This is a genomic window from Streptomyces sp. NPDC091281, from assembly GCF_044757425.1.
Classification (GTDB): domain Bacteria; phylum Actinomycetota; class Actinomycetes; order Streptomycetales; family Streptomycetaceae; genus Streptomyces.
The window spans coordinates 628378-652249 of the sequence record NZ_JBIVUY010000004.1; the positions used below are offsets into that span (position 1 = coordinate 628378).

Annotated in this window: 21 protein-coding genes; 13 read left to right on the forward strand and 8 right to left on the reverse strand. The window is 72.9% G+C overall.

Annotation, left to right across the window (positions count from 1 at the left end):
• Positions 1 to 34: 34 nt before the first annotated feature.
• Positions 35 to 772 carry a response regulator transcription factor gene (locus ACIQPQ_RS14445; RefSeq protein WP_401303495.1) on the forward strand — a complete coding sequence of 246 codons (738 nt, stop codon included), beginning with the start codon at positions 35 to 37 and terminating at the stop codon, positions 770 to 772.
• Entirely contained in the window at positions 769 to 2223 is a 1455-nt protein-coding gene (locus tag ACIQPQ_RS14450; protein WP_401303497.1) for an ATP-binding protein, read from the forward strand. The genes ACIQPQ_RS14445 and ACIQPQ_RS14450 overlap by 4 nt, the downstream gene beginning before the upstream one ends.
• A gap of 83 nt (positions 2224 to 2306) precedes the next feature.
• Here ACIQPQ_RS14450 and ACIQPQ_RS14455 read toward each other — a convergent pair whose 3' ends face one another.
• Positions 2307 to 4109 carry a bifunctional metallophosphatase/5'-nucleotidase gene (locus ACIQPQ_RS14455; RefSeq protein ID WP_401303499.1) on the reverse strand — a complete coding sequence of 601 codons (1803 nt, stop codon included), beginning with the start codon at positions 4107 to 4109 and terminating at the stop codon, positions 2307 to 2309.
• Between the two features lie 249 nt (positions 4110 to 4358).
• On the opposite strand from ACIQPQ_RS14455, the gene mshD reads away from it, so the two are divergent.
• Positions 4359 to 5285, forward strand: a complete 927-nt coding sequence (mshD, locus tag ACIQPQ_RS14460) for a mycothiol synthase (RefSeq protein ID WP_401303501.1) — start codon at positions 4359 to 4361, stop codon at positions 5283 to 5285.
• 236 nt (positions 5286 to 5521) lie between these two features.
• Here mshD and ACIQPQ_RS14465 read toward each other — a convergent pair whose 3' ends face one another.
• The 5 genes from ACIQPQ_RS14465 to ACIQPQ_RS14485 are packed head-to-tail and all read right to left on the reverse strand — an operon-like array spanning position 5522 to position 10140.
• Positions 5522 to 6265: an ABC transporter gene (locus tag ACIQPQ_RS14465; RefSeq protein ID WP_401303503.1), complete on the reverse strand. Its 744-nt coding sequence runs from the start codon at positions 6263 to 6265 to the stop codon at positions 5522 to 5524.
• Positions 6253 to 7827: an ABC transporter permease gene (locus tag ACIQPQ_RS14470; RefSeq protein ID WP_401303504.1), complete on the reverse strand. Its 1575-nt coding sequence runs from the start codon at positions 7825 to 7827 to the stop codon at positions 6253 to 6255. The genes ACIQPQ_RS14465 and ACIQPQ_RS14470 overlap by 13 nt, the downstream gene beginning before the upstream one ends.
• Positions 7824 to 8702 (reverse strand): ABC transporter ATP-binding protein, encoded by an 879-nt coding sequence (locus ACIQPQ_RS14475; protein WP_401303506.1) that lies wholly within the window; start codon positions 8700 to 8702, stop codon positions 7824 to 7826. The genes ACIQPQ_RS14470 and ACIQPQ_RS14475 overlap by 4 nt, the downstream gene beginning before the upstream one ends.
• A 47-nt stretch (positions 8703 to 8749) precedes the next feature.
• The gene (locus ACIQPQ_RS14480) at positions 8750 to 9589 is read right to left on the reverse strand and encodes a zf-HC2 domain-containing protein (RefSeq protein ID WP_401303508.1); all 840 of its coding nucleotides are present in this window, start codon (positions 9587 to 9589) and stop codon (positions 8750 to 8752) included.
• The gene (locus tag ACIQPQ_RS14485; protein ID WP_383768884.1) at positions 9586 to 10140 is read right to left on the reverse strand and encodes an RNA polymerase sigma factor; all 555 of its coding nucleotides are present in this window, start codon (positions 10138 to 10140) and stop codon (positions 9586 to 9588) included. The genes ACIQPQ_RS14480 and ACIQPQ_RS14485 overlap by 4 nt, the downstream gene beginning before the upstream one ends.
• A 289-nt stretch (positions 10141 to 10429) precedes the next feature.
• Here ACIQPQ_RS14485 and ACIQPQ_RS14490 point away from each other — a divergent pair, with 289 nt between their 5' ends.
• The 10 genes from ACIQPQ_RS14490 (at position 10430) to pstB (ending at position 22082) form a co-directional block, all read left to right on the forward strand.
• Positions 10430 to 10951, forward strand: coding sequence for a GntR family transcriptional regulator (locus ACIQPQ_RS14490; RefSeq protein ID WP_401303612.1), 522 nt, complete (start codon positions 10430 to 10432; stop codon positions 10949 to 10951).
• Positions 10948 to 11874 carry an ABC transporter ATP-binding protein gene (locus ACIQPQ_RS14495; protein ID WP_401303510.1) on the forward strand — a complete coding sequence of 309 codons (927 nt, stop codon included), beginning with the start codon at positions 10948 to 10950 and terminating at the stop codon, positions 11872 to 11874. The genes ACIQPQ_RS14490 and ACIQPQ_RS14495 overlap by 4 nt, the downstream gene beginning before the upstream one ends.
• Positions 11871 to 12962, forward strand: a complete 1092-nt coding sequence (locus ACIQPQ_RS14500; RefSeq protein WP_401303511.1) for an ABC transporter permease — start codon at positions 11871 to 11873, stop codon at positions 12960 to 12962. The genes ACIQPQ_RS14495 and ACIQPQ_RS14500 overlap by 4 nt, the downstream gene beginning before the upstream one ends.
• Before the next feature lie 391 nt (positions 12963 to 13353).
• A complete protein-coding gene (locus tag ACIQPQ_RS14505; protein ID WP_383768873.1) occupies positions 13354 to 15579 on the forward strand; it encodes an RNA degradosome polyphosphate kinase in 2226 nt (741 codons plus the stop codon).
• On the forward strand, positions 15560 to 16879 hold the full coding sequence (locus tag ACIQPQ_RS14510) for a CHAD domain-containing protein (RefSeq protein ID WP_401303513.1): 1320 nt from the start codon (positions 15560 to 15562) through the stop codon (positions 16877 to 16879). Before ACIQPQ_RS14505 ends, ACIQPQ_RS14510 begins: the two co-directional genes overlap by 20 nt.
• Positions 16880 to 16994: 115 nt before the next feature.
• The gene (locus tag ACIQPQ_RS14515) at positions 16995 to 17501 is read left to right on the forward strand and encodes an NUDIX hydrolase (protein WP_401303514.1); all 507 of its coding nucleotides are present in this window, start codon (positions 16995 to 16997) and stop codon (positions 17499 to 17501) included.
• Positions 17502 to 17906: 405 nt separating this feature from the next.
• On the forward strand, positions 17907 to 19043 hold the full coding sequence (gene pstS, locus ACIQPQ_RS14520; protein WP_401303516.1) for a phosphate ABC transporter substrate-binding protein PstS: 1137 nt from the start codon (positions 17907 to 17909) through the stop codon (positions 19041 to 19043).
• Positions 19044 to 19178: 135 nt separating this feature from the next.
• Positions 19179 to 20183: a phosphate ABC transporter permease subunit PstC gene (pstC, locus tag ACIQPQ_RS14525; protein ID WP_401303518.1), complete on the forward strand. Its 1005-nt coding sequence runs from the start codon at positions 19179 to 19181 to the stop codon at positions 20181 to 20183.
• Positions 20180 to 21241 (forward strand): phosphate ABC transporter permease PstA, encoded by a 1062-nt coding sequence (gene pstA / locus ACIQPQ_RS14530; protein ID WP_401303520.1) that lies wholly within the window; start codon positions 20180 to 20182, stop codon positions 21239 to 21241. The genes pstC and pstA overlap by 4 nt, the downstream gene beginning before the upstream one ends.
• Positions 21242 to 21305: 64 nt before the next feature.
• Positions 21306 to 22082, forward strand: a complete 777-nt coding sequence (pstB, locus tag ACIQPQ_RS14535) for a phosphate ABC transporter ATP-binding protein PstB (protein WP_401303522.1) — start codon at positions 21306 to 21308, stop codon at positions 22080 to 22082.
• A 127-nt stretch (positions 22083 to 22209) separates the two neighbouring features.
• Here the strand turns inward: pstB and ACIQPQ_RS14540 are convergent, their stop codons facing one another.
• Together ACIQPQ_RS14540 and ACIQPQ_RS14545 are read right to left on the reverse strand one after the other, a co-directional pair.
• Positions 22210 to 23208: an anion permease gene (locus ACIQPQ_RS14540; RefSeq protein ID WP_401303523.1), complete on the reverse strand. Its 999-nt coding sequence runs from the start codon at positions 23206 to 23208 to the stop codon at positions 22210 to 22212.
• A 7-nt stretch (positions 23209 to 23215) separates the two neighbouring features.
• The gene (locus ACIQPQ_RS14545; protein WP_355884573.1) at positions 23216 to 23836 is read right to left on the reverse strand and encodes a DUF47 family protein; all 621 of its coding nucleotides are present in this window, start codon (positions 23834 to 23836) and stop codon (positions 23216 to 23218) included.
• Positions 23837 to 23872 lie beyond the last annotated feature (36 nt).

Here is a 23872-nt window from a genome sequence, read left to right on the forward strand (position 1 = left end):
CGCCGTCCCCACCGCACCCGAGGAACCCACGCCCATGAGCCCCGCCGAAGGCGACCGTGACCCGCAGCGCATCCTCATCGTCGACGACGAGCCCGCCGTCCGCGAGGCCCTCCAGCGCAGCCTCGCCTTCGAGGGCTACGGCACCGAGGTCGCCGTCGACGGCGCGGACGCCCTGGAGAAGGCCGCCGCCTACCGGCCCGACCTGGTCGTCCTCGACATCCAGATGCCCCGCATGGACGGCCTCACCGCGGCCCGCCGCATCCGCGGCTCCGGCGACACCACCCCGATCCTCATGCTGACCGCCCGCGACACCGTCGGCGACCGCGTCACCGGCCTCGACGCGGGCGCCGACGACTACCTGGTCAAGCCGTTCGAGCTGGACGAGCTGTTCGCCCGCGTCCGCGCGCTGCTGCGGCGCAGCTCCTACCGGGTGGCGGCCGGCGCGGAGGACACCGCGGCCGACGAGGCCCTCGCCTTCGCCGACCTGCGCATGAACCTCGCGACCCGCGAGGTGACCCGCGGCACGCGCCACGTCGAGCTGACCCGCACCGAGTTCACCCTGCTGGAGATGTTCATGGCGCACCCGCGCCAGGTCCTCACCCGCGAACAGATCCTGAAGGCGGTCTGGGGCTTCGACTTCGAACCGTCGTCCAACTCCCTCGACGTGTACGTCATGTACCTGCGCCGCAAGACGGAAGCCGGCGGCGAGCCCCGCCTCGTGCACACGGTGCGGGGCGTGGGGTACGTGCTGCGGCAGGGCGGGGCGGAGTGAATCCCCTCCGCCGGCTCGTCCGCGGGTTCACGGCCCTGCCGATCCGGGCCCGGCTGTCGATCCTGGTCGCCGCCGCGGTCGCCTTCGCGGTGGCGGCGGTCTCGGTGACCTGCTGGTTCATCGTGCAGGGCAAGCTCTACGGCCAGCTCGACGCCGACCTCAAGGCCGGGATGCGGGCGTCGCCCGTCGAACTGCGGTCCGCGATCAACAACTGCATCGACACCCCCGAGGGCGTCCCCCAGTTCGGCAACAACTACATCCAGGTGTCGCTGGACGACGGCACCGCCTGTCTGCTGCGGGGCTCCATCGGCAAGATCAAGGTGGACCGGACCGACCGGGAGCGGATCGAGCACGCCGACACGAACGCGTTCTACTTCCGCGACGGCACCGACAGCGAGGGCAAAGCCGTACGGATCATGCTCGTCCCGCTCGGCGGCACCACCACGGGCGACGGGCAGCCCGGCCCCTACGTCGGTCTCCAGGTCGCGGTCTCCCTCAAGAGCACCCACAACACCCTCAACGACCTCGCCCTCATCCTCCTCCTCGTCTCCGGGGTCGGGGTCGTCGGGGCCGGGGCCGCGGGGCTCGCCGTGGCGCGGGCGGGGCTGCGGCCGGTGGACCGGCTGACCGAGGCCGTCGAGGAGGTGGCCCGTACCGACGATCTCGGCATCCGTATCCCCGTCGAGGACGACAGCGACGACGAGGTGGCCCGGCTGTCGCGGTCGTTCAACTCGATGACCGCGTCCCTCGCCAGCTCCCGCGAACTCCAGCAGCAGCTGATCGCGGACGCCGGGCACGAGCTGCGCACCCCGCTGACCTCGCTGCGCACCAACATCGAGCTGCTGACCCGCAGCGAGGAGACCGGCCGCCCGCTGCCGGAGGCCGACCGCAAGGCGCTGATGGCGTCGGTGAAGGCGCAGATGACGGAGCTGGCCGCGCTGATCGGGGACCTCCAGGAGCTGTCCCGCGCGCAGGGCCAGCGCGGGGAGCGGGTGCAGGTGGTGTCGCTGCGGGACACCGTGGAGGCGGCGCTGCGCCGGGCGCGGCTGCGCGGCCCCGAGCTGACCATCACGGACTCCCTCGACCCCTGGTACACGCGGGCGGAGCCCGCCGCGCTGGAGCGGGCGGTGGTCAACATCCTCGACAACGCGGTCAAGTTCAGCCCCGAGGGCGGCACGGTCGAGGTGCGGCTCGGCGAGGGCGTGCTGACCGTCCGCGACCACGGTCCGGGCATCCCCGAGGACGAACTGCCGTACGTCTTCGACCGGTTCTGGCGGTCGCCGAGCGCCCGCGCGCTGCCCGGCTCCGGGCTGGGCCTGTCGATCGTGGTCCGTACGGTGCAGGAGGCGGGCGGCGAGGTCACGCTGGCCCGCGCCCAGGACGGCGACGGCGGCACGGTGGCGACCGTACGGCTGCCGGGGGCACCGACCCCGCCGCCCGAACTGCCGTAGCCGAGGTTCCGGCTCCCGGAAAGCGGCGAGGCGGCCAGGTCCTGGACCCGGCCGCCTCGCTCCCGTGGGGGGAGTACCGGCTGTTACTGGACGATCGTGATCCGGTTGGGGACCGGGGGCGCGATCGGGGAGGCGGCCGAGGAGTTGGCCGTCAGGTACTGCTCCAGGGCGGCCAGGTCGTCGAGGCCGACCAGGTCGTTCGTGCCCTGACCGAGGGTGGTGAAGCCGTCGCCGCCGCCCGCGAGGAAGCTGTTGGTGGCGACACGGTAGGTGGCGGCCGGGTCGATCGGGGCGCCGTTCAGGCGGATGGTGTCGGTGACGACCCGGTCCGCGCCCGTCTTCGTCAGGTCCAGCGTGTACGTCAGGTTGGCGGACGGCTGGAGGATCTTCGTCGCGGTCGCGTTCGGGCCGCTGACCTGCTCCTTGAGCGCCTGGACGACCTGGGCGCCGGTGAAGTTCTGGAGGTTGACGGTGTTGGCGAACGGCTGGACGGTGAAGCCCTCCGCGTAGGTGACGACGCCGTCGCCCTCACCGGCCTTGGCCGCGTAGGTCAGACCGGCGCGCACGCCGCCCGGGTTCATCAGCGCGAGGTCGGTGTCGGCGTCGAGCTTCTTGCCGTACCAGAGCTGCGCGTCGGCGATCAGGTCGCCCATCGGGGACTCGGTGCCCGTGTTGGGGACGTCGCCGGAGATGTGGCCGATGGCGCGGTTGCCGATGGGCGCCGCGAGGGTGTTCCACTTGCTGATCAGGCTGGTCATGTCCGGCGCCTTGGGCACGGTGCGGGTGACCACGTGGTTCGCGGACTTGACCGCGGTGCGGGCGATGTCACCGGTGAAGCGGTCGTACGTCAGCGTGGTGTCCGTGTAGAGACGGCCGAAGGAGGCCGCCGAGGTCACCGTGCGGGGCTTGCCCGACGGGTCGTCGATCGTGCACGCGTACGCGGCGTGCGTGTGGCCGGTGACCAGCGCGTCCACGGACGGCGACACGTTCTTGGCGATGTCGACGATCGGGCCGGAGATGCCGTCCCCGCCGCCCGGCGAGTCGCAGTCGTAGTTGTAGGACTGCGAGGCGGGCAGGCCGCCCTCGTGGATCAGCGCGACGATCGACTTGACGCCCTTGCGCTGCAATTCGCGGGCGTACTTGTTGATCGTCTGGACCTCGTCCTTGAACGTGAGGCCCTTGACGCCCTCGGCGGAGACGACGCCCGGGGTGTCCTCCAGGGTCACCCCGATGAAGCCGATCTTGACGTCCTTCTTCTTCCAGATCCAGTACGGCTTCAGCAGCGGCTTGCCGGTCTTCTCCTTCAGCACGTTGGCCGCGAGGTAGGGGAAGTCGGCGCCCTTGAACTTCTTGTCCGTGTAGCAGCCGTCGGTGGGGTGGCAGCCGCCGTTCTGGAGGCGGCGCAGCTCCTTGGCGCCCTCGTCGAACTCGTGGTTGCCGACCGAGGTGACGTCCAGGTCCAGCTTGTTGAGCGCCTCGATGGTGGGCTCGTCGTGGAAGAGGCCCGAGATCAGCGGGGACGCGCCGACCATGTCGCCGCCCGCCGCGGTGATCGAGTACTTGTTGCCCTCGCGGGCCTGGCGCAGGTGCGTCGCCAGGTACTCGACGCCGCCCGCGTCGATCGTCTTGGTGGTGCCGTCGGCCTGGAGTTCGGTGACACGGCCGGAGGAACCGGCCGGGGGCTCCAGGTTGCCGTGCAGGTCGTTGAAGGAGAGCAGCTGCACGTCCTGGTAGCGGTTCGGCAGCGGCTTGCCGTGCCGGGAGTCGTGCGCGCCGGCGGGCAGCGCGGCGAGCATCGCGCCGACGGTGGCCAGTCCGGCGGCTGCGGCGAGCATCCCGTACGTACGGCGTCTGCGGCTCTGATTCGGCTGGGCAGTGGCTGGCATGCGCCCCCCTGTGGTGTCTGCTGTGGTGTCGACGTCCTCGATGCCGGGGCGGCCCGTGAGGCGTCCGGGGCTGTGGCCCCGCCGGGCCGCAGCCTAGAGTCAACGCGCGTAGCGCGACAGGGGGTTCATGGTTACATCCTGGTTTCCCTTTCCCCGTCCCCGGTGGACGGACGGGTGACGGACCTGCGCGTTTCGCCGTACCGCCGCATTGCCCGGCCGCTCCCGCGCGCCCGTAATACCCTCGTACGCATGACCAGCGACGACCCCGCACGGACCCACGGCGCCCGCTCCCTCGACACCCTCGCCGCGCTCTCCCCCGCACAGACCGAGGCCGTCCTCGGCCTGCTCTCGCAGGCGGCCGCCGCCGACGGGCAGCAGGCCGTGTCCGAGCAGGGCCGTCTGCAACTGCGCGGCGGCGCCCGCGACGGCGTCTCCCATCTTCTGCTGAGCGTGGACGGCGAACTCGTCGGCTACGCCCAGCTGGAGGACACCGACCCCGTCGAGGCCCCGGCCGCCGAACTGGTCGTGCACCCCGCCCACCGCGGGCACGGGCACGGCCGGGCGCTCGGCTCCGCCCTGCTCGCCGCGTCCGGGAAGCGGCTGCGGGTGTGGGCCCACGGCGGTCACGCGGCCGCCCGGCATCTCGCCCAGGTGCTGGGGCTGACCCTGTTCCGCGAACTGCGGCAGATGCGGCGGTCGTTGACCGACCTCGACCTGCCCGACCCGGTGCTGCCCGAGGGTGTCACCGTGCGGGCCTTCGAGCCGGGCCGGGACGAGGACGCCTGGCTGGCCGTCAACTCCGCCGCCTTCGCCCACCATCCCGAGCAGGGGTCGCTCACCCGCCGTGACCTCGACGACCGGGCGGGCGAGGCCTGGTTCGACCCGGCCGGGTTCTTCCTCGCCTTCCGCGGGGAGCGGCTGGTCGGCTTCCACTGGACCAAGGTCCACGCGGAGGAAGGGCTGGGCGAGGTGTACGTCCTCGGGGTCGCGCCCGGTGCGCAGGGGGGTGGGCTCGGGAAGTCCCTCACCACGATCGGGCTGCGGCATCTCGCGGGGCAGGGCCTGCCTACGGCGATGCTGTATGTCGATGCCGACAACACGGCGGCGGTGTCGGTGTATGAGCGGTTGGGGTTTGTCACGTATGAGACGGATCTGATGTATCGGACGGAGACGTAAGTCTCCGACGGTTGGGCGGGGGGGCTCGTGGTGGGTCGGGCTCGTGGGTGGGTGCGGGTGGGTGGGGGCTGGTTGCGCAGTTCCCCGCGGACCCTCTGGGGGGTCGGCAGGAGGCGGGTTCTCACGGCGCCGTGAGGACGGGTGCTGTGCGCGGTTCCCCGCGCCCCTGGAGGTTGGGGGTGGGCCCTCTTTGGAGGGTGAGGTGGGGTGTGTGCTGTGCGCGGTTCCCCGCGCCCCTAGGTGAGGGATGCGCTGCGTCTCTTCAGGAGAGGGGCCAGGGGTTCGGGGATGGACAGGGTGGTGGCGAGGGTGGCTGTGGCGAGGGTCAGGGACCAGTGGGTGTGGGTGGTGGTCCACCAGGGGTTCTGGGGGTCGGTCAGGAGGCCCCAGCGGGCGGGGAGGAGGAGGGCGGCGAGGGCGGCGACGCCCAGGTGGGTCGCCGCTCGTCTGCCCACCTCCGCGCGGTCGGTGAAGCGGACGGCCGTGGCGGCCAGGGCGAGGGCCGCGGCGGCCATGCCCAGTGCCTCCAGGGTGAGGGCGGGCCACGGTGGTCTGGTGGGGGCGGGGACGAGGAGCAGGGCCGCCGTCCACCACAGGGCCGCCATCGGGACCGCCGACGCCAGCCGCAGTCCGGCCCGCAGGGGGCGTCCCAGGGGGGAGGTCACGGTGGTGTGGCGGGCGGGGTCGTCCAGCAGGAAGGCCAAGCCGATCGCTCCGGAGAGGGCGGTCAGCCGCAGGACGAGGAGGCCGAGGTCCGCGTCGGGGCCATGGTCCGGGAGACGGGTGCTCGCGGCGAGCAGGAGTCCGAGGGCTCCCGCGGTGATCGGGGCGCGGCGGGGCAGGGATCGCCACAGGGGCGGAAGCAGCGCCCTGAGCAGGGACCTGGTCAGCGGGGGCGGGGTGCCGGGGCGGTGGCGCTGCCACCAGCCGGGGGTGCTGCTCGGGGTGGCTTCCGGCGTGCGGGGCTCTACTTCTCGCACGGTTCGACTCCCTTCGGCAGGGTGACGCCGAGGAGTGCGGCGGCCTCGGTGACCGGGGTCCGTGCCGAGGTCAGTGCGGACCAGTGGGCCTTGACCTGCCGGGTCGTCTCGGCGCGGGGGCGGTCCAGCAGGGCGCGGACGAGGGCGGTCTGTTCGGCGCTCAGGGACAGTCCGTCGGTGGGGGTGAGGACCAGGCCGGAGCCGGTGACGCTGTCGTCCAGGCGGACGGTGCCGAAGGTGTTCAGCGGGTCCCGGTCGGTGCTCAGCACCAGCCACATGATCGTCGCCGGGCGGACGTCGCACATCGTCATGGCCGCCTCGTCCTCCGTGCCCGCGACCAGGACGGTCGCGGCGCCGACGGCGAACTCCGGGACGCGGGTGCCGCCCCAGCGGGTGCCGACGGTGACGACTCCGGGGACGGTCGACGAGGGCAGTGCCGTGTCCGCCTCGACCCCGCCGGTGGCGTCGATGCGCTGGCGGACCGTCAGCGGGGCGTGCGCGGCGCTGCCGCCCGCGGCGGTGCGCAGCCGGTCGACGACCTCGGCCCACGCGTCGCGGGTGCCGTTCCACTCGGGGAACGAGCAGTACCGCGATCCGCGGAGGTCGGTGCACGTCTGGACTTTCTCCGGTGTCCTGGAGGCCGTGGTCCGGGCGGTCTCCAACGCGTCGGTGCCGTGCGGGAACTGGCCGACGGCGCCGGTCACGGTGACGGCCAGGGCGAGGGCGGTGGCCGCCTGCACCGAGCGGACCCGGGTGCCGCCCGCGCGCAGCAGGGCCGCGCAGGTGACGAGGGCGCAGAGGCCGAGCACGTAGAGGGCGTGCCAGCCGGCGGGGCGGCCGAGGAGGTCGGAGGGGACGGGGTCGCCGCCGCCGTCGGTGGAGAGGCGGATCGGGGAGAGCCAGCCCACGCGGTCGCTGTCCGCGTGGGTGGCCGAGGTGACGGCGAGGACGAGGACGTAGAAGCCGATCACGAACAGTATGGGCGCGAAGGGGGTGGGGACGAGGCGGGCCAGGAGGACGCCGGTGACCCCGGCCAGGAGGACGGTGAGCGGTCCGGTGGCGAGTTCGCCGAACGAGCCGTGTCCGATCGCGCCGGGCTTGACCGCCTCCCAGCCGTAGGCGACGCCGACGACGAGCGCGGTGAGCGCTCCGTACGGCACGGCGGAGAGGGCGTGGGCCAGGGTGCGGCGCCAGGGTTCCATCGCGAGGACGTCGAACTGCTGGAGCGTGTGGTGGCGGCGGGCGCGCAGGGCGGCCGCGTTGGTGCAGACGAGCAGGGCGATCGCGGGCAGGAACGCGGCGCCCTGGCCTTCGCGGTCGGTGGTGTGGAGGACGGGGAAGTCGTCCATGCCGTCGAGCGTCACGATCCGGACGACCGTGTAGGCGATCAGGACGAGGAAGAAGACCAGCACCGGGACCTGGAACAGCAGCTCGCGGGCTTCGAAGCGGGCCAGGGCGAGGACCGGTCCGGCCCGGTGGTGGCGGTGCGGGGGCTGCTCGGGGCGGTCGGCGGGGCCGGTGGGACCGGCCGGGCCGGTCGGGGTCAGGGTCGGGGTGCTCATGCCGTCACCGTCCGGCTGTCGCTGTCCAGGGCGAGCAGATAGCCGTCCTCCAGGGTGGGTTCGAGAAGGTCGGCGCCCTCGGGGGGATCTCCGACGTTGCGGAAGGTGCCGGTGCCGGTGCGCCAGCCCGCCAGCGCGGCCGGGTCCCGTCCGGCGCTGCTCCAGACGCGGCCGGCCGCGCGGGCGGTCAGTTCGGCGGGGGCGCCCGCGAACCGCACCCGGCCGCGGGCGAGGACCACGACGTGGTGGCAGAGCATCGCCACGTCCTCCGTCTGGTGGGTGGAGAGCACGACGGTGCGGTCCTCGCCCGCCTCGGCGATCAGCTCCCGGAACCGCATGCGCTGCTCGGGGTCGAGGCCGACGGTGGGTTCGTCCAGCACCAGCAGGCCGGGGTCGCCGACGAGCGCGGCGGCCAGGGCGACCCGCTGCCGCATCCCGCCGGAGAGCCGCTTGATCCGGGTGCCGCGCACGTCCGCGAGGTCGACGTCGGCCAGGACGCGCCGCACCTCGCGGTGGCGGGCGGCGCGGTCGGTGAGTTCCTTGAGGATCGCCACGTAGTCGACGAACTCGAAGGCCGTGAAGTCGGGGTGGAAGCCGGGGGTCTGCGGGAGGTAGCCGAGGGTGCGGCGCAGGGCGAGGCGGCCCGCGGCGGTGCCCGGGTCGTGGCCGAGGGCGGTGAAGTCGCCCCGGTCCGGCGGCAGGGCGGTGGCCAGCACCCGCAACAGGGTGGTCTTGCCCGCCCCGTTGGGCCCGAGCAGGCCGGTCACGCCCCGGCTCAGCCGCAGCGAGACACCGTCGAGGGCGGGGGTGCCGCCGTAGCGCAGGGAGAGGCCGGTGGCCGTGAGCGTGGTCGGCGGGGCGGGCGGGGTGGTCATGGGGGACTCCTGGGGGTCGGGGCGGCGGGCCGGGGCGGGCGGCGGGGTCACAGGGCACCCGTGTCCGGGAAGCCGCCGACGGGCCGGGCGTCGAAACGGTCGCGGCCGCGGTAGAGCAGCAGGGCGGAGAGGACCGCGACGCACGCCGTCACGGACTGTCCGGTGGCGCTGAACGGCGCGAGGCCGGTCGAGGGCTGGGTGTGCGCCACCAGGAGCACCGCCACCCAGGCGGCGCCCACCAGGACGGGCGCGAGGACCGGCCCGAGCCGGGGCGCCAGGGCCAGGCCGGTCGCGGTCAGGGCGAGCGCGGGCAGCAGCCAGGCCAGGGCCAGCAGTCCGTACCCCGGAAGGGCGAGGGTCGCCAGGCCGTTGAAGACCAGGCCCGCGGTGAGGACCGCGACCGTGCGGATCATCAGCAGCCGGAAGCCGTGCACCGGCGCCACCACGGCCATCTCGTACGACGGGTCGAGCGTCGGGCCGTACGACACGGCGACGCCCGCCAGGGGGAGCAGCGGGGCCAGGGCGAGGAACAGGGCGGGTCCGCTCACCAGATGCACCACCAGCACCGTCATGACCAGCACGGAGACCACCGCCAGCAGCCAGGAACGGCGCAGCACCGGGGTCGCCGTGAGGAGCCGCGCGGTGTGGTCGGCCACGCCGGTCCGGGTCAGCAGCCGCTCGACGGCGCCGGGCCGGGGCGCGTCCAGCTCGGCGTCGAGCCGCTCCCAGGCGAGGTCCAGCGCGACCGGGTCGACCGCGTCCGCGAGCCGGGACCGGCACGGGGCGCACGCGGTGAGATGCGTGTCCGCGGACCACAGCCGGGGCGGGTCCAGTTCGCCGCGCGCATAGGCGCGCAGGTCGTCCTCGGCCAGATGCCATGCCGTCATGCCAGCGCCTCCCGCAGCTGCTTGCGGGCCCGCTGGGCCCGTGTCTTGACCGTGCCCGGCGGGATGCCGAGCAGGGTGGCGGCCTCCCGTGTGGTGAGCCCGTCGACCACGGTGGCCTGGAGGACCGCCCGCAGCTCCGGCGAGAGCCGGGTCAGGGCTCCGGCGAGGTCCCCGTGCTCCACCCCCGCGAGCACGCGGTCCTCTGCGGACGACTCGTGCCGGTGGCGCAGCCGGGCCAGGGTCTGGCGCAGCCGCCCCCGGGCACCGTCGCCGCGCACCGCGTCGACCAGCCGTCGGGACCCGATCCGCCACAGCCAGCCCGCGGCGTCGGCGCCCGCGTCGGCGTCCTGCCGGAAGCGGGCCGTGCCCCGCCACACCGCGAGGAACGTCTCCTGCACGACGTCGTCGACTATCGCCGCGTCGGCGCAGCGGCCGCGCATCCGTGCGGTCAGCCAGGGCGCGTACCGGCGGTACAACTCCTCGAAGGCATGGCGGTCGCGGTCCGCCGCGATGGCCCGCAGCAGCTCCCCGTCGCTTCTCGTTTCGCTCACACCCCCTCATCGGACGAGCCCCGCCGATCGGTTCACGATCCGGCCCACGAATTTCCGGAACCCGCGTCCGACGCCGAACGCCCAGGTCACAGACGTCCGTCCGCGCAGGCCAGGAGCGACCGCACCGGGCCCCGCGGCGGGCCCCGCGCCGGCCTCCGCGGCGGGCCCCGAAGCCCCCCGAGTCTCCCCCGGCACTCCCGCCGCCCGGACACGCACCCCGAACTGACTTGACATGCACCCCACCCCTCCACCACCTTTTCACTACTCAATTAGTGAAAGGGTGGTGGAAGTGCTCGCCTACCGCATCGACCGGCACAGCGGCGTCGCCACCTACATGCAGATCGTCCAGCAGACCCGGCAGGCCCTGCGCCTCGGCCTGCTGCGCCCCGGCGACCAGCTGCCGACGGCCCGCGAGGTCGTCGAAGCGACGGCCATCAACCCCAACACCGTGCTGAAGGCCTACCGCGAACTGGAGCGCGAGGGCCTCGTCGAGGCCCGCCGCGGTCTGGGCACCTTCGTCCGCCGGGGACTCGGCGCCGCGCCCGCGGACTCGCCCCTGCGCACCGAGCTGGACGACTGGGCCGACCGGGCCCGCGCGGCGGGGCTCGACCGTGAGGACGTGGCCGCGCTCTTCACGGCCGTACTGGACCAGTACGGCGCGACGGCGACGGCGCGGACCGCCCCGCCGGACGCCACGGCTCCATCGAACGCCACGTCCCCGCCGACCGCGGCCACCACGCAGGCCGGGACGACCGACTCGGGCCGCACGGCCCACGACCACCACCGCCACTCCCAGGGGGACCCCTCATGACCGACATCGCCATAGCGGCGACCGGGCTCGGCAGACGCTTCGGCCGCCGTGGCGGCTGGGCGCTGCGCGACTGCGCGTTCCGGCTGCCCGCCGGGCGGGTCTGCGCCGTCGTAGGCCCCAACGGCGCGGGCAAGTCCACGCTCCTCGACCTCGTCGCGGGCCTGCTGCCGCCCACCGAGGGCTCCGTCACCGTCCTCGGCACGGACCCGGCGACGGCCCGCGCGCGCGTCGCGCACGTCGGCCAGGACAAGCCGCTGTACCCGCACCTGAGCATCGCCGAGACCCTGCGCGTGGGCGCCGCGCTCGCTCCGGACCGCTGGGACGCGGCGACCGCCGAGGGGATCGTCGCCGCGGGCGGGCTGGACCCGGCGTCCCGCGTCCGGACGCTCTCCGGCGGCCAGCGCACCCGCGTGGCCCTCGCGCTGGCGCTCGGCAGGCGGCCGGACCTGCTCCTGCTGGACGAGCCGACGGCCGACCTCGACCCGCTCGCCCGGCACGAACTGCTGGGCACCCTGATGGCGACGGCCGCGCGCGACGGCACCACCATCGTGATGTCCTCTCATGTGGTGGCCGAGCTGGAGAACTCCTGCGACCACCTGCTCCTCCTAGGCGGCGGCCGGATACGGCTGGCGGGCGAGCTGGACGAGCTGCTGGCGGCCCACGCGCGCGTGAGCACGTCCACGCAGGCCGCCAAGCTGCTCGGCGGCTCCGGGCACACGGTCGTCGACTCCGCCATCACGGGCCGCCAGCTCACCGCGCTGCTCCGCCCCGCCGAGCCGCTCCCCGACCACTGGCACGCCACTCCGCCGTCCCTGGAGGAACTGGTCCTGGCCTACCTGCGCAGCCCCCGCGCGGCGTCCCTCACACCCGACACGGCTCCCGCCCCGGTCGGCTCCCTTCACTCCCAGGAGGCTTCCGCATGACCACCGTGGCCTCTCTCCCGCCGTCGGGCGCCCCTTCCCGCGCGCGCCGCCCGCACCCGGCGCCCCGGCCGCCCCGCGCCGTGTCCTGGATGTGGACGGTGCACCGGCCCGCCCTGTGGATCTGGGCCGTGTCCGTCGTTCTGATGGCGGTCGCCCTCCTGGTGCTGTGGGGACCCATGGGCGACGCGGCGGCCGACGCGATGCGCCGGTTCCGGGCCTGCGGGCCCAGCGCGCCCTGCGTCTTCGACGAGGACGCGGCCTTGCGCTACGACGAGGTCTACGCCTGGGCGAACCTGGCCATGATCGCCGTCCCCTTCCTGGTCGCCGCCTGGGCGGGCGCCGCCCTCGTCGGCCGGGAGCTGGAGTCGGGCACGGCCCGTCTCGCGTGGACGCTCGGAATCTCCCCGACCCGCTGGCTCACCGCCAAGCTGGCCGTCCCCGCCGCGCTGATCACGGCGGGCCTCGGCCTGTTGGTGCTGCTGCACCGGTTCCTGTGGACGGCGCGGCAGGGGCGTACGGGAGCGAGCGACCAGTGGTCGGAAGGCCCCACCCTCTACACCAACGGCCCGGCCCTGCCCGCCTTCGCCCTGGCCGCGCTCGCCGTGGGCGCCCTGGCGGGCGTGGTCTGCCGCCGCACGCTGCCCGCGCTGGGTCTCGGCCTCGGCGTCACACTCGCCCTCGGCCTCGCCACCGACCGGGTCCTGCCGTACCTGTGGCCGAGGGTCACCCGGGTCCGCGCCCTGGACGAGCCGTACACGTACATCGACGGGATACCGGTCGTCAGAGGGCTGATCACCGAGTCCGGCGCCCGTATCGCCGACCCCGGCTGCGGGCCCTCCTGGCAGGACCCGCAGTGCGTCGCTCTCTTCGACCGCATGGACGTCACCGGCTTCTACGACACCTTCCACCCCCGGTCCCACTTCTGGCCGCTCCACCTCATGGCCGCCGCGCTCCTCCTCGCCGTGGCCGCCGCCTGCGTCGTCACCGCGTACGCCCTGATCCGGCGGTCCACCGCGACCCCGCCCCGCCGCCGCGAGACACCCGCCGCGTCCGGCTCGCCCACCACGCCGATCCCGACGGCCACCTGAACGGCGTACCTACGCCCCGGCCTCCTACGCCCCGGCCTCCTACGCCCCGACGCGGGGGACGGGACGTACGGGGCCGGAACCACTCCTCACCCCCACCACCCCCGCGATCCGCCCCCCGATATCCCGCACGCCATGTCGCCGTAACCATCGGTTCAGACGGCCTTGCGACGCTCAGCCAATGAACCGAGCCGTGCCCGAGCCCGCGCCGCGTCCCGACGGGGAAGCCCCCGAGGGTGCGCCCCGCCACGGGAACGCCGCGGGTGCCGGGGGCGCCGAAGGCACCGGGACCGCCGGGCGGAGCGGGCCCGGCGGGCGCGCCGCGCACGCCGCCGTGCTCCCACCCGCCCGTTCCGACGCGCCTGCAACGCCCCCGGCGCGGAACAATGGGGGCATGAGTCAGCACGAGGCCAAGGTCCAGCACGCGCAGCCCTCCGTGGGCTCCATAGCCGCGCACCGCCCGCACACGGTGGCGGCGGTCGTCTCCGACCTCGAACCAGACATCGACGCCGACCTCGACGCCTACGAGGAGTCACCGGTCGACGGCCCGCAGCTCCCGCAGGGCCGCTTCCTGGACCGGGAGCGCAGCTGGCTCGCGTTCAACGAGCGGGTCCTGGAGCTGGCCGAGGACCCGAACACGCCGCTGCTGGAGCGGGCGAACTTCCTCGCGATCTTCGCCAGCAACCTGGACGAGTTCTTCATGGTCCGGGTGGCCGGTCTCAAGCGGCGCATCGCCACCGGCGTCGCGACCCGCTCCGCGTCCGGGCTCCAGCCGCGCGAGGTGCTGGAGATGATCTGGGCCCGCTCGCGCGAACTGATGGCCCGGCACGCCGCCTGCTACCACGAGGACGTCGCCCCCGCGCTCGCGGAGGAGGGCGTCCACCTGGTCCGCTGGAGCGAGCTGACGGAGAAGGAGCAGGCCCGCCTCTTCACCCTGTTCCGGCACCAGATCTTCCCCGTGCTGACCCCCCTCGCGGTCGACCCCGCGCACCCCTTCCCGTACATCTCGGGTCTCTCGCTGAACCTCGCGGTCGTCGTCCGCAACCCGGTCAGCGGGCACAAGCACTTCGCGCGCGTCAAGGTCCCGCCGCTGCTCTCCCGCTTCCTCGAATGCTCCCCCGGCCGGTACGTGCCCATCGAGGACGTCATCGCCGCCCACCTGGAGGAGCTGTTCCCCGGGATGGAGGTGCTGGAGAGCCACGCCTTCCGCCTCACCCGCAACGAGGACCTGGAGGTCGAGGAGGACGACGCCGAGAACCTGCTCCAGGCCCTGGAGAAGGAGCTGATGCGGCGCCGCTTCGGACCGCCGGTGCGGCTGGAGGTCGAGGAGTCCATCGACCGCGAGGTCCTCGACCTGCTGGTGCGCGAGCTGAAGATCAGCGAGGCCGAGGTCTATCCGCTGCCCGGCCCGCTCGACCTGACCGGCCTGTTCCGCATCCACGGCCTGGACCGGCCCGAGCTGAAGTACCGCAAGTTCATCGCGGGCGTGCACCGCGACCTCGCCGAGGTGGAGTCCGCCTCCGAGCCCGACATCTTCGCCGCGCTGCGCAACCGCGACGTGCTGCTGCACCACCCGTACGACTCGTTCTCCACCTCCGTGCAGGCGTTCCTCCAGCAGGCCGCCGACGACCCGGACGTCCTCGCGATCAAGCAGACCCTGTACCGGACCTCGGGCGACTCGCCGATAGTGGACGCGCTGATCGACGCCGCCGAGTCCGGCAAGCAGGTCCTCGTGCTGGTCGAGATCAAGGCCCGCTTCGACGAGCACGCGAACATCAAGTGGGCGCGCAAGCTGGAGGAGGCGGGCTGCCACGTCGTGTACGGCCTGGTCGGCCTCAAGACGCACTGCAAGCTGTCGCTGGTGGTCCGTCAGGAGGGCGAGACCCTGCGCCGCTACAGCCACGTCGGCACCGGCAACTACCACCCGAAGACGGCCCGCCTCTACGAGGACCTCGGCCTGCTCACCGCCGACCCGCAGGTCGGCGCGGACCTCTCCGACCTCTTCAACCGGCTCTCCGGGTACTCCCGCCGCGAGACCTACCGCCGACTCCTGGTCGCCCCCAAGTCGCTGCGCGACGGCCTGATATCGCGCATCAACAAGGAGGTCCAGCACCACCGCGCGGGACGCCCCGCCTCCGTCCGCATCAAGGTCAACTCGATGGTGGACGAGGCGATCATCGACGCGATGTACCGGGCCTCGCAGGCAGGGGTGGCGTGCGACGTCTGGGTGCGCGGCATCTGCGCGGTACGGCCGGGCGTGCCGGGCCTGTCGGAGAACATCCGGGTCCGCTCGATCCTCGGCCGCTTCCTGGAGCACTCCCGGGTCTTCGCCTTCGGCAACGGCGGCGAGCCCGAGGTGTGGATCGGCAGCGCCGACATGATGCACCGCAACCTCGACCGCCGTATCGAGGCCCTGGTCAGGGTCACCGACCCGGCCCACCGCGCGGCCCTGAACCGGCTGCTGGAGACCGGCATGTCCGACACCACCGCCTCCTGGCACCTCGGCCCGGACGGCGAGTGGACCCGGCACGCCACCGACGCGGACGGCCAACCCCTGCGCAACGTCCAGGAGATGCTCATAGACGCCCGGAGGCGCCGGCGTGGCACAGCGACACCATGACCTGACGGACCACACGGCGGGGCCGGACGCCCCGACCGTGACCGGGGAGGCCCTGGCGGGCTATCTCCGGTCCCAGGCCACCGAGTTCCTCCGCGCGCTGCGCCTGCACCGGGAGACCGGTGGCGGGTCGCCGAACGGCGCGGCGGCCGGTGGCCCGGGACAGTCCGTCGACGCGGCTCGGGCGCTGCGCCGCTCGGCCCGCCGGATCAGCGGCAGCCTGCACACCTTCCGGCCGCTGCTCGACCCCGGCTGGTCGGAGGAGATCCGCCCGGAGCTGGCCTGGCTGTCGGGCACCCTGGCGCTCGAACACTCCTGCGAGGCGCGGCTGGAGCGGCTCCTGCTGGCCCTGCACCGCCTCTCCGGCGCGCCCCCGGCCGTCCCCGCCGCCCCGCTCGAAGTGCCGGTCCGCACGCCGGTACCGGCCCAGGCGGGCGGGGCGGCAGCCGCGATGGGGACACCGGGATCGGTGGACCCGGCCGACCCGGCGGGGACCGGCGCGGCGGCCCGGTCCAGGACCACCACGGCCACCGACCCGCGCACCGGCACCGCCACCCGCACCGGCCCCGACCCGCGCGACGCCACCGCGGCGGCGGTTCCCGCCCCTTCCGGCGCCCCCGCGCGCCTCCCCGTCACCCCCCGCGCGGCATCGGCCGGTTCCGGCCAGCACCCGGCCGTCCCCGACCGCGGCAACCTGACCGTGGGCGCCGCGAAGGCGGGCGCGCTGCTGGACCGGCAGCTGACCCTCGCCCGGACCCGGGCCCACTCCACCGCCCTCCAGGCCCTCGGGTCGAGCCGCTTCCACGCGGTCGCCGACAAGGTCGCCGTGCTCGCCAGCGAGGTCCCGCTCGCCCCGCACGCCGCCGCCACCGACCCGCGCCCCCTCGCCGCCGCGGCCGAGGACCGCCTCACGGACGCGGTGGCCGCCCTGCCGCTGCTCACCGCGGGCCACCCGTACAACGCGGAGGCCCTCGTCCACGGCCTGTCCCCGGAACCCACCCCGCACCCGCAGGACGCGCCCTGGCACCAGGTCCGCCTCCTGCTGCGGCTGCACCGCTACGCCCTGGAGGTCGTCCTCGGCGCCGACACACCGCCGGACGTACGACTGCTCGCCGCGGGCGAGGCCCTGGACCGGCACCGGGACGCCTCGGAGGCCGCCGCCGCGGCGGCGCACGCGGCGCGCACGCCCCGGATCGCGCCCGCGACGGCGTACGCCCTCGGTGTCCTGCACGCCGACCAGCGGCACGAGGTGGAGGCGGCCCGGTACGCCTTCCAGCGGGCGTGGCAGAGACAGACCGGCTGACCGTGGCCGGGCCCGCGCGGGCGGCCCCGGCCCGCCCCCGTCCGGCACGTGCGGATCGACCCCGAGGAGGCGGTGCCCGGTGAGTGAGCCAGTGGATCGGCCTGCGCGTCGGCCGGTGAGCGGGCCCGTCGGCGCGTTCGCGGGCGGGCCCGGGGCACGGCCCGTGCGGGCGGCGGGGTGCGTCCTGTGGCGGCGCTCGCCGATCGGCGGTGAGCTGGAGGTGTGTCTGGTGCACCGACCGAAGTACGACGACTGGTCCCACCCGAAGGGCAAGCTGAAGCGGGGCGAGGACTGGCTGGTGTGCGCCCTGCGCGAGGTCGCCGAGGAGACGGGGTACGCGGCCCGGCCCGGTGTGCCGCTGCCCACGGTGCGGTATCTCGCCCAGGGCCGGCCCAAGGAGGTCCGCTACTGGGCGGCCGAGGCCGGATTCGGCGGCTTCACCCCCAACGACGAGGTGGACCGCCTGCTCTGGCTGCCCCCGGCCGACGCCCGCCTCCGCCTCACCCAGCCCCGCGACCGCACCCTCGTGGACGCGCTGCTCGCCGCCCTGGGCGGCCGGACCGGGCCCGCCCCCGCCCGCCCGCCGTACGACCACGACGGCCCCCGCCCGCACCGCACCTGACCACCCGGACCGCCTGGACCGGGCGCATCGCCTGGACCGGGCGCATCGGGCACACCGCTCGCATCGAGCGCACCGGACGCGACCGCACGGGACCGCACCGCACCGAGGCGTGCCGGACCACACCGGACCTGCGCCGATCCGCACCTGACCGCCCACGGACCGGCTCCGCTCACCTCGCCCCCGCCGGAATCACCCCGTGTCCTCGGCGTGAGCGTTCCGTGACCTAACCGCACCGCCGCCAGGGGTTCACCCCCCGTTCATTTGTGCCCATAGGCGGCTTCACCTGTTCTGCCTAATTTCGGCCTTACCCGGTGCGGAGCGCGGCCTCAGGGACGCGGACGCATCACCCCGTCTTCGCACGCCGCCGGAATTCAGGACGGCGGCTCCTGGAAGGATCTCCCTCAAGTGAAGCTTCAGCGCATGAACCGGCGGGCCCTCACCCTCGGTGCTCTCGCCGTCTCCGGCGCCCTGGCCCTCACGGCGTGCGGTTCCGACGACACCGGCTCCAGCAGCAGTGACGGCGGCAGCTCGGCGGCCAGCGCCCCGGCGGCCGGCGACATCAAGTGCGACGACGCGAAGGGGCAGCTCCTCGCGGACGGCTCCTCCGCCCAGAAGAACGCCATCGACGCCTGGGTCAAGAACTTCACCCAGGCCTGCAACGGCGTCCAGGTCAACTACAAGGGCTCCGGCTCCGGCGCGGGCATCACCGCCTTCACGCAGGGCACGGTCGCCTTCGCGGGCTCCGACTCCGCGCTCAAGCCCGAAGAGGTCGAGGCCTCCAAGAAGGTCTGCTCCGGCGGCCAGGGCATCGACCTGCCGATGGTGGCCGGCCCGATCGCCGTCGCCTACAACCTGTCCGGCGTGGACGACCTCGTCCTGGACGCGCCCACCCTGGCGAAGATCTTCGACGGCAAGATCTCCAACTGGAACGACGCCGCCATCGCGAAGCTCAACCCCGACGCGAAGCTTCCCGACCTCAAGATCCAGGCGTACCACCGCTCGGACGAGTCCGGCACCACGGACAACTTCACCAAGTACCTGATCGCCGCCGCCCCGAGCGACTGGAAGTACGAGGGCGGCAAGGCCTGGCAGGCCAAGGGCGGCCAGTCCGCCGCCGGTTCCTCCGGTGTCGCCCAGGGCGTCAAGCAGACCAACGGCGCCATCGGCTACATGGAGCTGTCGTACGCGAAGGACGGCGTCGGCACGGTCGCCCTCGACACGGGCGCCTCCGCCCCGGTCAAGGCCTCCTCCGACGGCGCCACCAAGGCCGTCGCCGCCGCCAAGGTCGTCGGCACCGGCAGCGACCTCGCGCTGAAGCTGGACTACACCAGCAAGGCCGAGGGCGCCTACCCGATCACCCTCGTCACCTACGAGATCGCCTGCGACAAGGGCAACAAGGCCGACACCCTGCCGGCCACCAAGGCCTTCCTGCGCTACATCGCCAGCGAGCAGGGCCAGGGCATCCTCTCGGGCATCGACTACGCGCCGATCCCCGACGCCATCATCACCAAGGTCCGCAGCACCATCGAGGGCCTGAGCTGATCTGAAGGCGCGGTCCGGTCCGGGGGAGCCCCGGTCCGGACCGCGCCGTCCGGTGCACCGCCGCCAGGGGCCGACCGCACATCCGGCCCCGCCCGAGCCGCTCGTCCCCGCGCGGCTCCGCAGACCGGAGATCCCATGGACATATCCACGCACACAGACCACGCACCTCCCCCCACCCCACCGAACCCGGCCGAGCAGAAGCGCGCGGCCCGTGGCGCCACCCGGCCCGGTGACCGGATCTTCCTCGGTCTCTCCCGCGGGTCGGGCATCCTGCTGCTGGTGATCATGGCCGCGATCGCGGGCTTCCTCACCTACCGCGCCACCCTCGCCATCAGCAAGGACGAGGCGAACTTCCTCACCGCCTTCGAGTGGAACACCGGCCTGATCCCGCCGAAGTTCGGCATCGCCGTCCTCGCGTTCGGCACGGTCGTCTCCTCGGTGATCGCCATGGCCCTCGCGGTCCCGATCGCGGTCGCCATCGCCCTGTTCCTCACGCACTACGCCCCGCGCCGCCTGCGCGGCCCCATCTCGTACGTGATCGACCTCCTCGCCGCCGTCCCGTCCATCGTGTACGGCCTGTGGGGCGCCCTGATCCTCGTCCCGCACATGGACGGCCTGTTCGGCTGGCTCGACGACTACCTGGGCTGGACCGGGATCTTCTCCTGGGACGAGGGCGCGCCGCGCTCGATGCTCACCGTCGGCATCCTCCTCGCGATCATGATCCTGCCGATCATCACGAACGTCAGCCGCGAGGTGTTCCGCCAGGTCCCGCAGATGCACGAGGAGGCGGCCCTGGCCCTCGGCGCGACCCGCTGGGAGGTCGTGCGGATGGCCGTCATCCCGTTCGGCCGCTCCGGTGTGATCTCCGCGTCGATGCTCGGCCTCGGCCGCGCGCTCGGGGAGACGATGGCCGTGGCCACCGTGCTCTCCCCCGACTTCGACATCCACGCCAGCCTGCTCAACCCGGGCGGCGGCACCTTCGCCCAGAACATCGCCAGCAAGTTCAACGAGGCGAACGAGTTCGGCCGGGACGCCCTGATCGCGTCCGGTCTCGTGCTGTTCGTCATCACGCTGCTGGTCAACGGCGCGGCCCGCGCGATCATCGCCCGCCGCAAGGAGTACTCGGGGGCCAACGCATGAGCCACGCAGCCGTCACCGACAAGCGCCCCAGCACGCTGCGCGGCGCCACCCTCCCGAAGTGGACCCCCTGGGCCACCGCGGCCGGGTCGCTGGCCGTCGCGATCGGGCTCGGCCTCGCCACCGGCATCGACAGCCGCATCCAGTGGGGCCTGATCGCCGGTCTCCTCTTCCTCCTGGGCACCTACGTCGTCGCGGCCCGCGTCGAGGGCCGCCGCCAGGCGAAGGACCGGATCGCCACCGCGCTGGTCTGGGTCGCGTTCCTGATCGCCGTCGTCCCGCTCGCCTCGCTGATCTGGGCGACCGTGCAGCGCGGCACCAAGGTCCTGGACGTCTACTTCCTGACCCACTCCATGGGCGTCGTCGCCGACTCCGAGCCCGGCGGCGGCATCTACCACGCCATCCTCGGCAGCCTGGAGCAGGTCGGCCTCGCCACCCTGATCGGCGCGCCGATCGGCATCCTCACCGCGATCTACCTGGTCGAGTACGGGCGCGGCAACCTCGCGCGCGCCGTCACCTTCTTCGTGGACGTCATGACGGGCATCCCGTCGATCGTCGCGGGCCTGTTCATCCTGAGCCTGATGCTGATGTTCGAGATGGAGCCGTTCGGCTTCGCGGGCTCGCTGGCCCTGGCGATCCTGATGATGCCGGTGGTCGTCCGCTCCACGGAGGAGATGCTCAAGCTCGTCCCGAACGAGCTGCGCGAGGCCTCCCTCGCGCTGGGCGTCCCGAAGTGGCGCACGATCATCAAGGTGGTCGTCCCGACCTCCATCGGCGGCATCATCACGGGCGTCATGCTCTCCGTGGCCCGGATCGCGGGCGAGACCGCGCCGGTCCTGCTGCTGGTCTTCGGCAACCCGTTCATCAACGCCAACCCCTTCGAGGGCGCGCAGGCGTCGCTGCCGCTGTACATCTACCAGCAGTACTCGCAGAGCGCCGGCTCGCAGGCGGCGTACGACCGGGCCTGGGCGGCGTCGCTCACGCTGATCGCCTTCGTGATGATCCTCAACCTGGTGGCCCGCGGCATCGCCCGCTGGAAGGCCCCGAAGACCAGTCGCTGAGCGGCACCGCGTCCCCGGGCGGGACGGATGGCGACCCCCAGACTTTGGAAGTGAAGTAGAAGACATGGCCAAGCGAATCGACGTGAGCGGACTGACCGCTTACTACGGCACCCACAAGGCGATCGAAGACATCTCGATGACCGTCGAGCCGCGCTCGGTGACGGCGTTCATCGGCCCCTCGGGCTGCGGCAAGTCCACCTTCCTGCGCACCCTGAACCGGATGCACGAGGTCACCTCGGGCGGCCGCGTCGAGGGCAAGGTCCTGCTGGACGACGAGGACCTGTACGGGCAGGGCGTCGACCCGGTGTCGGTGCGCCGCGAGATCGGCATGGTGTTCCAGCGCCCGAACCCGTTCCCCACCATGTCGATCTTCGACAACGTGGCGGCGGGCCTGCGCCTCAACGGCAACGTCAAGAAGAGCGAACTCCAGGACGTCGTCGAGAAGTCCCTCAAGGGCGCGAACCTCTGGAACGAGGTCAAGGACCGCCTGAACAAGCCGGGCTCGGGTCTCTCCGGCGGTCAGCAGCAGCGGCTGTGCATCGCCCGCGCGATCGCCGTCGAGCCGAAGGTCCTGCTGATGGACGAGCCCTGCTCGGCCCTGGACCCGATCTCCACGCTGGCGATCGAGGACCTCATCGGCGAGCTGAAGGAACGCTTCACGATCGTCATCGTGACGCACAACATGCAGCAGGCGGCGCGCGTCTCGGACCGCACGGCCTTCTTCAACCTCGCCGCCGTCGGCCAGCCCGGCCGCCTCATCGAGATCGACGACACGGAGCGGATCTTCTCCAACCCGTCGGTCCAGGCCACCGAGGACTACATCTCGGGCCGCTTCGGCTGAGCCGCCCCCCGGACCCCTCGCGGTGCTGCATGGCGGTGCCACCGCGAGGCCACAGAAGAGCCCGCCCCCTGGCTCCCGGGGGGCGGGCTCGTCTGTCTGTACCGGCGGGGGAGGCCCCCCCGGGTGTCTACAGGAACGCCAGGTTCACGATCCAGAAGGCCAGCCCCGCGACGAGCGCGGCGGCCGGCATGGTGATGAACCAGCCGAGGACGATGTTCTTGGCCACGCCCCACCGCACCGCGTTGATGCGCTTGGTGGCGCCCACGCCCATGATCGCCGAGGTGATCACGTGGGTCGTCGAGATCGGGGCCTTGAACAGGAACGCCGTGGTGAACATGATCGACGCGCCCGTGGTCTCCGCCGCGAACCCCTGCGGCGGGTCCAGCTCGATGATCTTCCGGCCGAGGGTCCGCATGATCCGCCAGCCACCGGCGTACGTCCCGAGCGACAGCATGATCGCGCAGGCGAGCTTGACCCACACCGGGATGGGATCGCCGTAGTCCTCGACGTCGGCGATGACCAGCGCCATCACCACGATGCCCATCGTCTTCTGGGCGTCCTGGAGGCCGTGCCCGAGCGCCATTCCGGCCGCGGACACGGTCTGGGCTATGCGGAAGCCGCGCTTGGCCTTGTGCGGGTTGGCGCGGCGGAAGAGCCAGAGGATCGCCGTCATCACCAGGTAGCCGACGACCAGGCCGACCAGCGGCGAGATGAACATCGGGATGACGATCTTCTCCAGCACCCCGTCCCAGTAGACGGTGGTGCCCCCGGCGAGCGCGGCGCCCACCAGCCCGCCGAACAGGGCGTGCGAGGAGGACGAGGGCAGGCCGAAGTACCAGGTGACGAGGTTCCAGGTGATCGCCCCGACGAGCGCGGCGAAGAGGATGCCCATCCCCGTCGACCCCTTGGGCGTCTCGATCAGCCCCTCGCTGACGGTCTTGGCGATCCCGGAGCCGAGGAAGGCGCCGACGAGGTTCATCACCGCGGCCATCGCCAGCGCGGCCCGCGGGGTCAGGGCGCGCGTCGACACGGACGTCGCGATCGCGTTCGCCGAGTCGTGGAAACCGTTGGTGTACGTGAAGAAGAGCGCGACCAGGATGGTCACGACCAGAGCGAAGGTGTCCATCGACGGTTCAGGACTCCTTGACGGCGATGGTCTCCACCGTGTTCGCCACGTGCTCGAACGCGTCCGCCGCCTCCTCCAGGACGTCCACGATCTGCTTGAGCTTGAGCACCTCGATCGCGTCGTACTTGCCGTTGAAGAGGTGCGCGAGCAGCTTGCGGTGGATCTGGTCGGCCTGGTTCTCCAGCCGGTTGACCTCGATCCAGTACTCGGTGAGGTTCTCCATGGTCCGCAGGTTCGGCATGGCCTCGGCGGTCAGCTCCGCCGCCCGCGCGAGGACCTCGATCTGCTGCTCGACACCCTTGGGCAGTTCTTCGACGTTGTAGAGGACGACGAGGTCGACGGCCTCCTCCATGAAGTCCATGATGTCGTCGAGCGACGAGGCGAGGGCGTAGATGTCCTCGCGGTCGAACGGCGTGATGAAGGAGGAGTTCAACTGGTGGAAGATCGCGTGCGTGGCGTCGTCACCGGCGTGTTCAGCGGCCCGCATACGCTCTGCGATCTCGGCCCGGCCGGCGGTGTCCGCCCCGAGCAGTTCCATGAGGAGCTTCGAGCCCGTGACGATGTTGTCCGCGGACGCGGCGAACATGTCGTAGAAGCTCGTCTCCCTCGGGGTCAGACGAAAGCGCACGTGGGGTCCTCAAGATGCATCGGTTTCGGTCAGGCT

Bases quoted from the DNA above. Each gene is read 5' to 3' on its own strand.
- ACIQPQ_RS14540 (WP_401303523.1), bottom strand. From the start codon at position 23,208: ATGGACACCTTCGCTCTGGTCGTGACCATCCTGGTCGCGCTCTTCTTC.
- ACIQPQ_RS14500 (WP_401303511.1), top strand. From the start codon at position 11,871: ATGACCACCGTGGCCTCTCTCCCGCCGTCGGGCGCCCCTTCCCGCGCG.
- ACIQPQ_RS14475 (WP_401303506.1), bottom strand. From the start codon at position 8,702: ATGACCACCCCGCCCGCCCCGCCGACCACGCTCACGGCCACCGGCCTC.
- ACIQPQ_RS14495 (WP_401303510.1), top strand. From the start codon at position 10,948: ATGACCGACATCGCCATAGCGGCGACCGGGCTCGGCAGACGCTTCGGC.
- ACIQPQ_RS14505 (WP_383768873.1), top strand. From the start codon at position 13,354: ATGAGTCAGCACGAGGCCAAGGTCCAGCACGCGCAGCCCTCCGTGGGC.
- pstA (WP_401303520.1), top strand. From the start codon at position 20,180: ATGAGCCACGCAGCCGTCACCGACAAGCGCCCCAGCACGCTGCGCGGC.
- mshD (WP_401303501.1), top strand. From the start codon at position 4,359: ATGACCAGCGACGACCCCGCACGGACCCACGGCGCCCGCTCCCTCGAC.
- ACIQPQ_RS14480 (WP_401303508.1), bottom strand. From the start codon at position 9,589: ATGACGGCATGGCATCTGGCCGAGGACGACCTGCGCGCCTATGCGCGC.
- ACIQPQ_RS14455 (WP_401303499.1), bottom strand. From the start codon at position 4,109: ATGCCAGCCACTGCCCAGCCGAATCAGAGCCGCAGACGCCGTACGTAC.
- ACIQPQ_RS14445 (WP_401303495.1), top strand. From the start codon at position 35: ATGAGCCCCGCCGAAGGCGACCGTGACCCGCAGCGCATCCTCATCGTC.
- ACIQPQ_RS14470 (WP_401303504.1), bottom strand. From the start codon at position 7,827: ATGAGCACCCCGACCCTGACCCCGACCGGCCCGGCCGGTCCCACCGGC.
- pstC (WP_401303518.1), top strand. From the start codon at position 19,179: ATGGACATATCCACGCACACAGACCACGCACCTCCCCCCACCCCACCG.
- pstB (WP_401303522.1), top strand. From the start codon at position 21,306: ATGGCCAAGCGAATCGACGTGAGCGGACTGACCGCTTACTACGGCACC.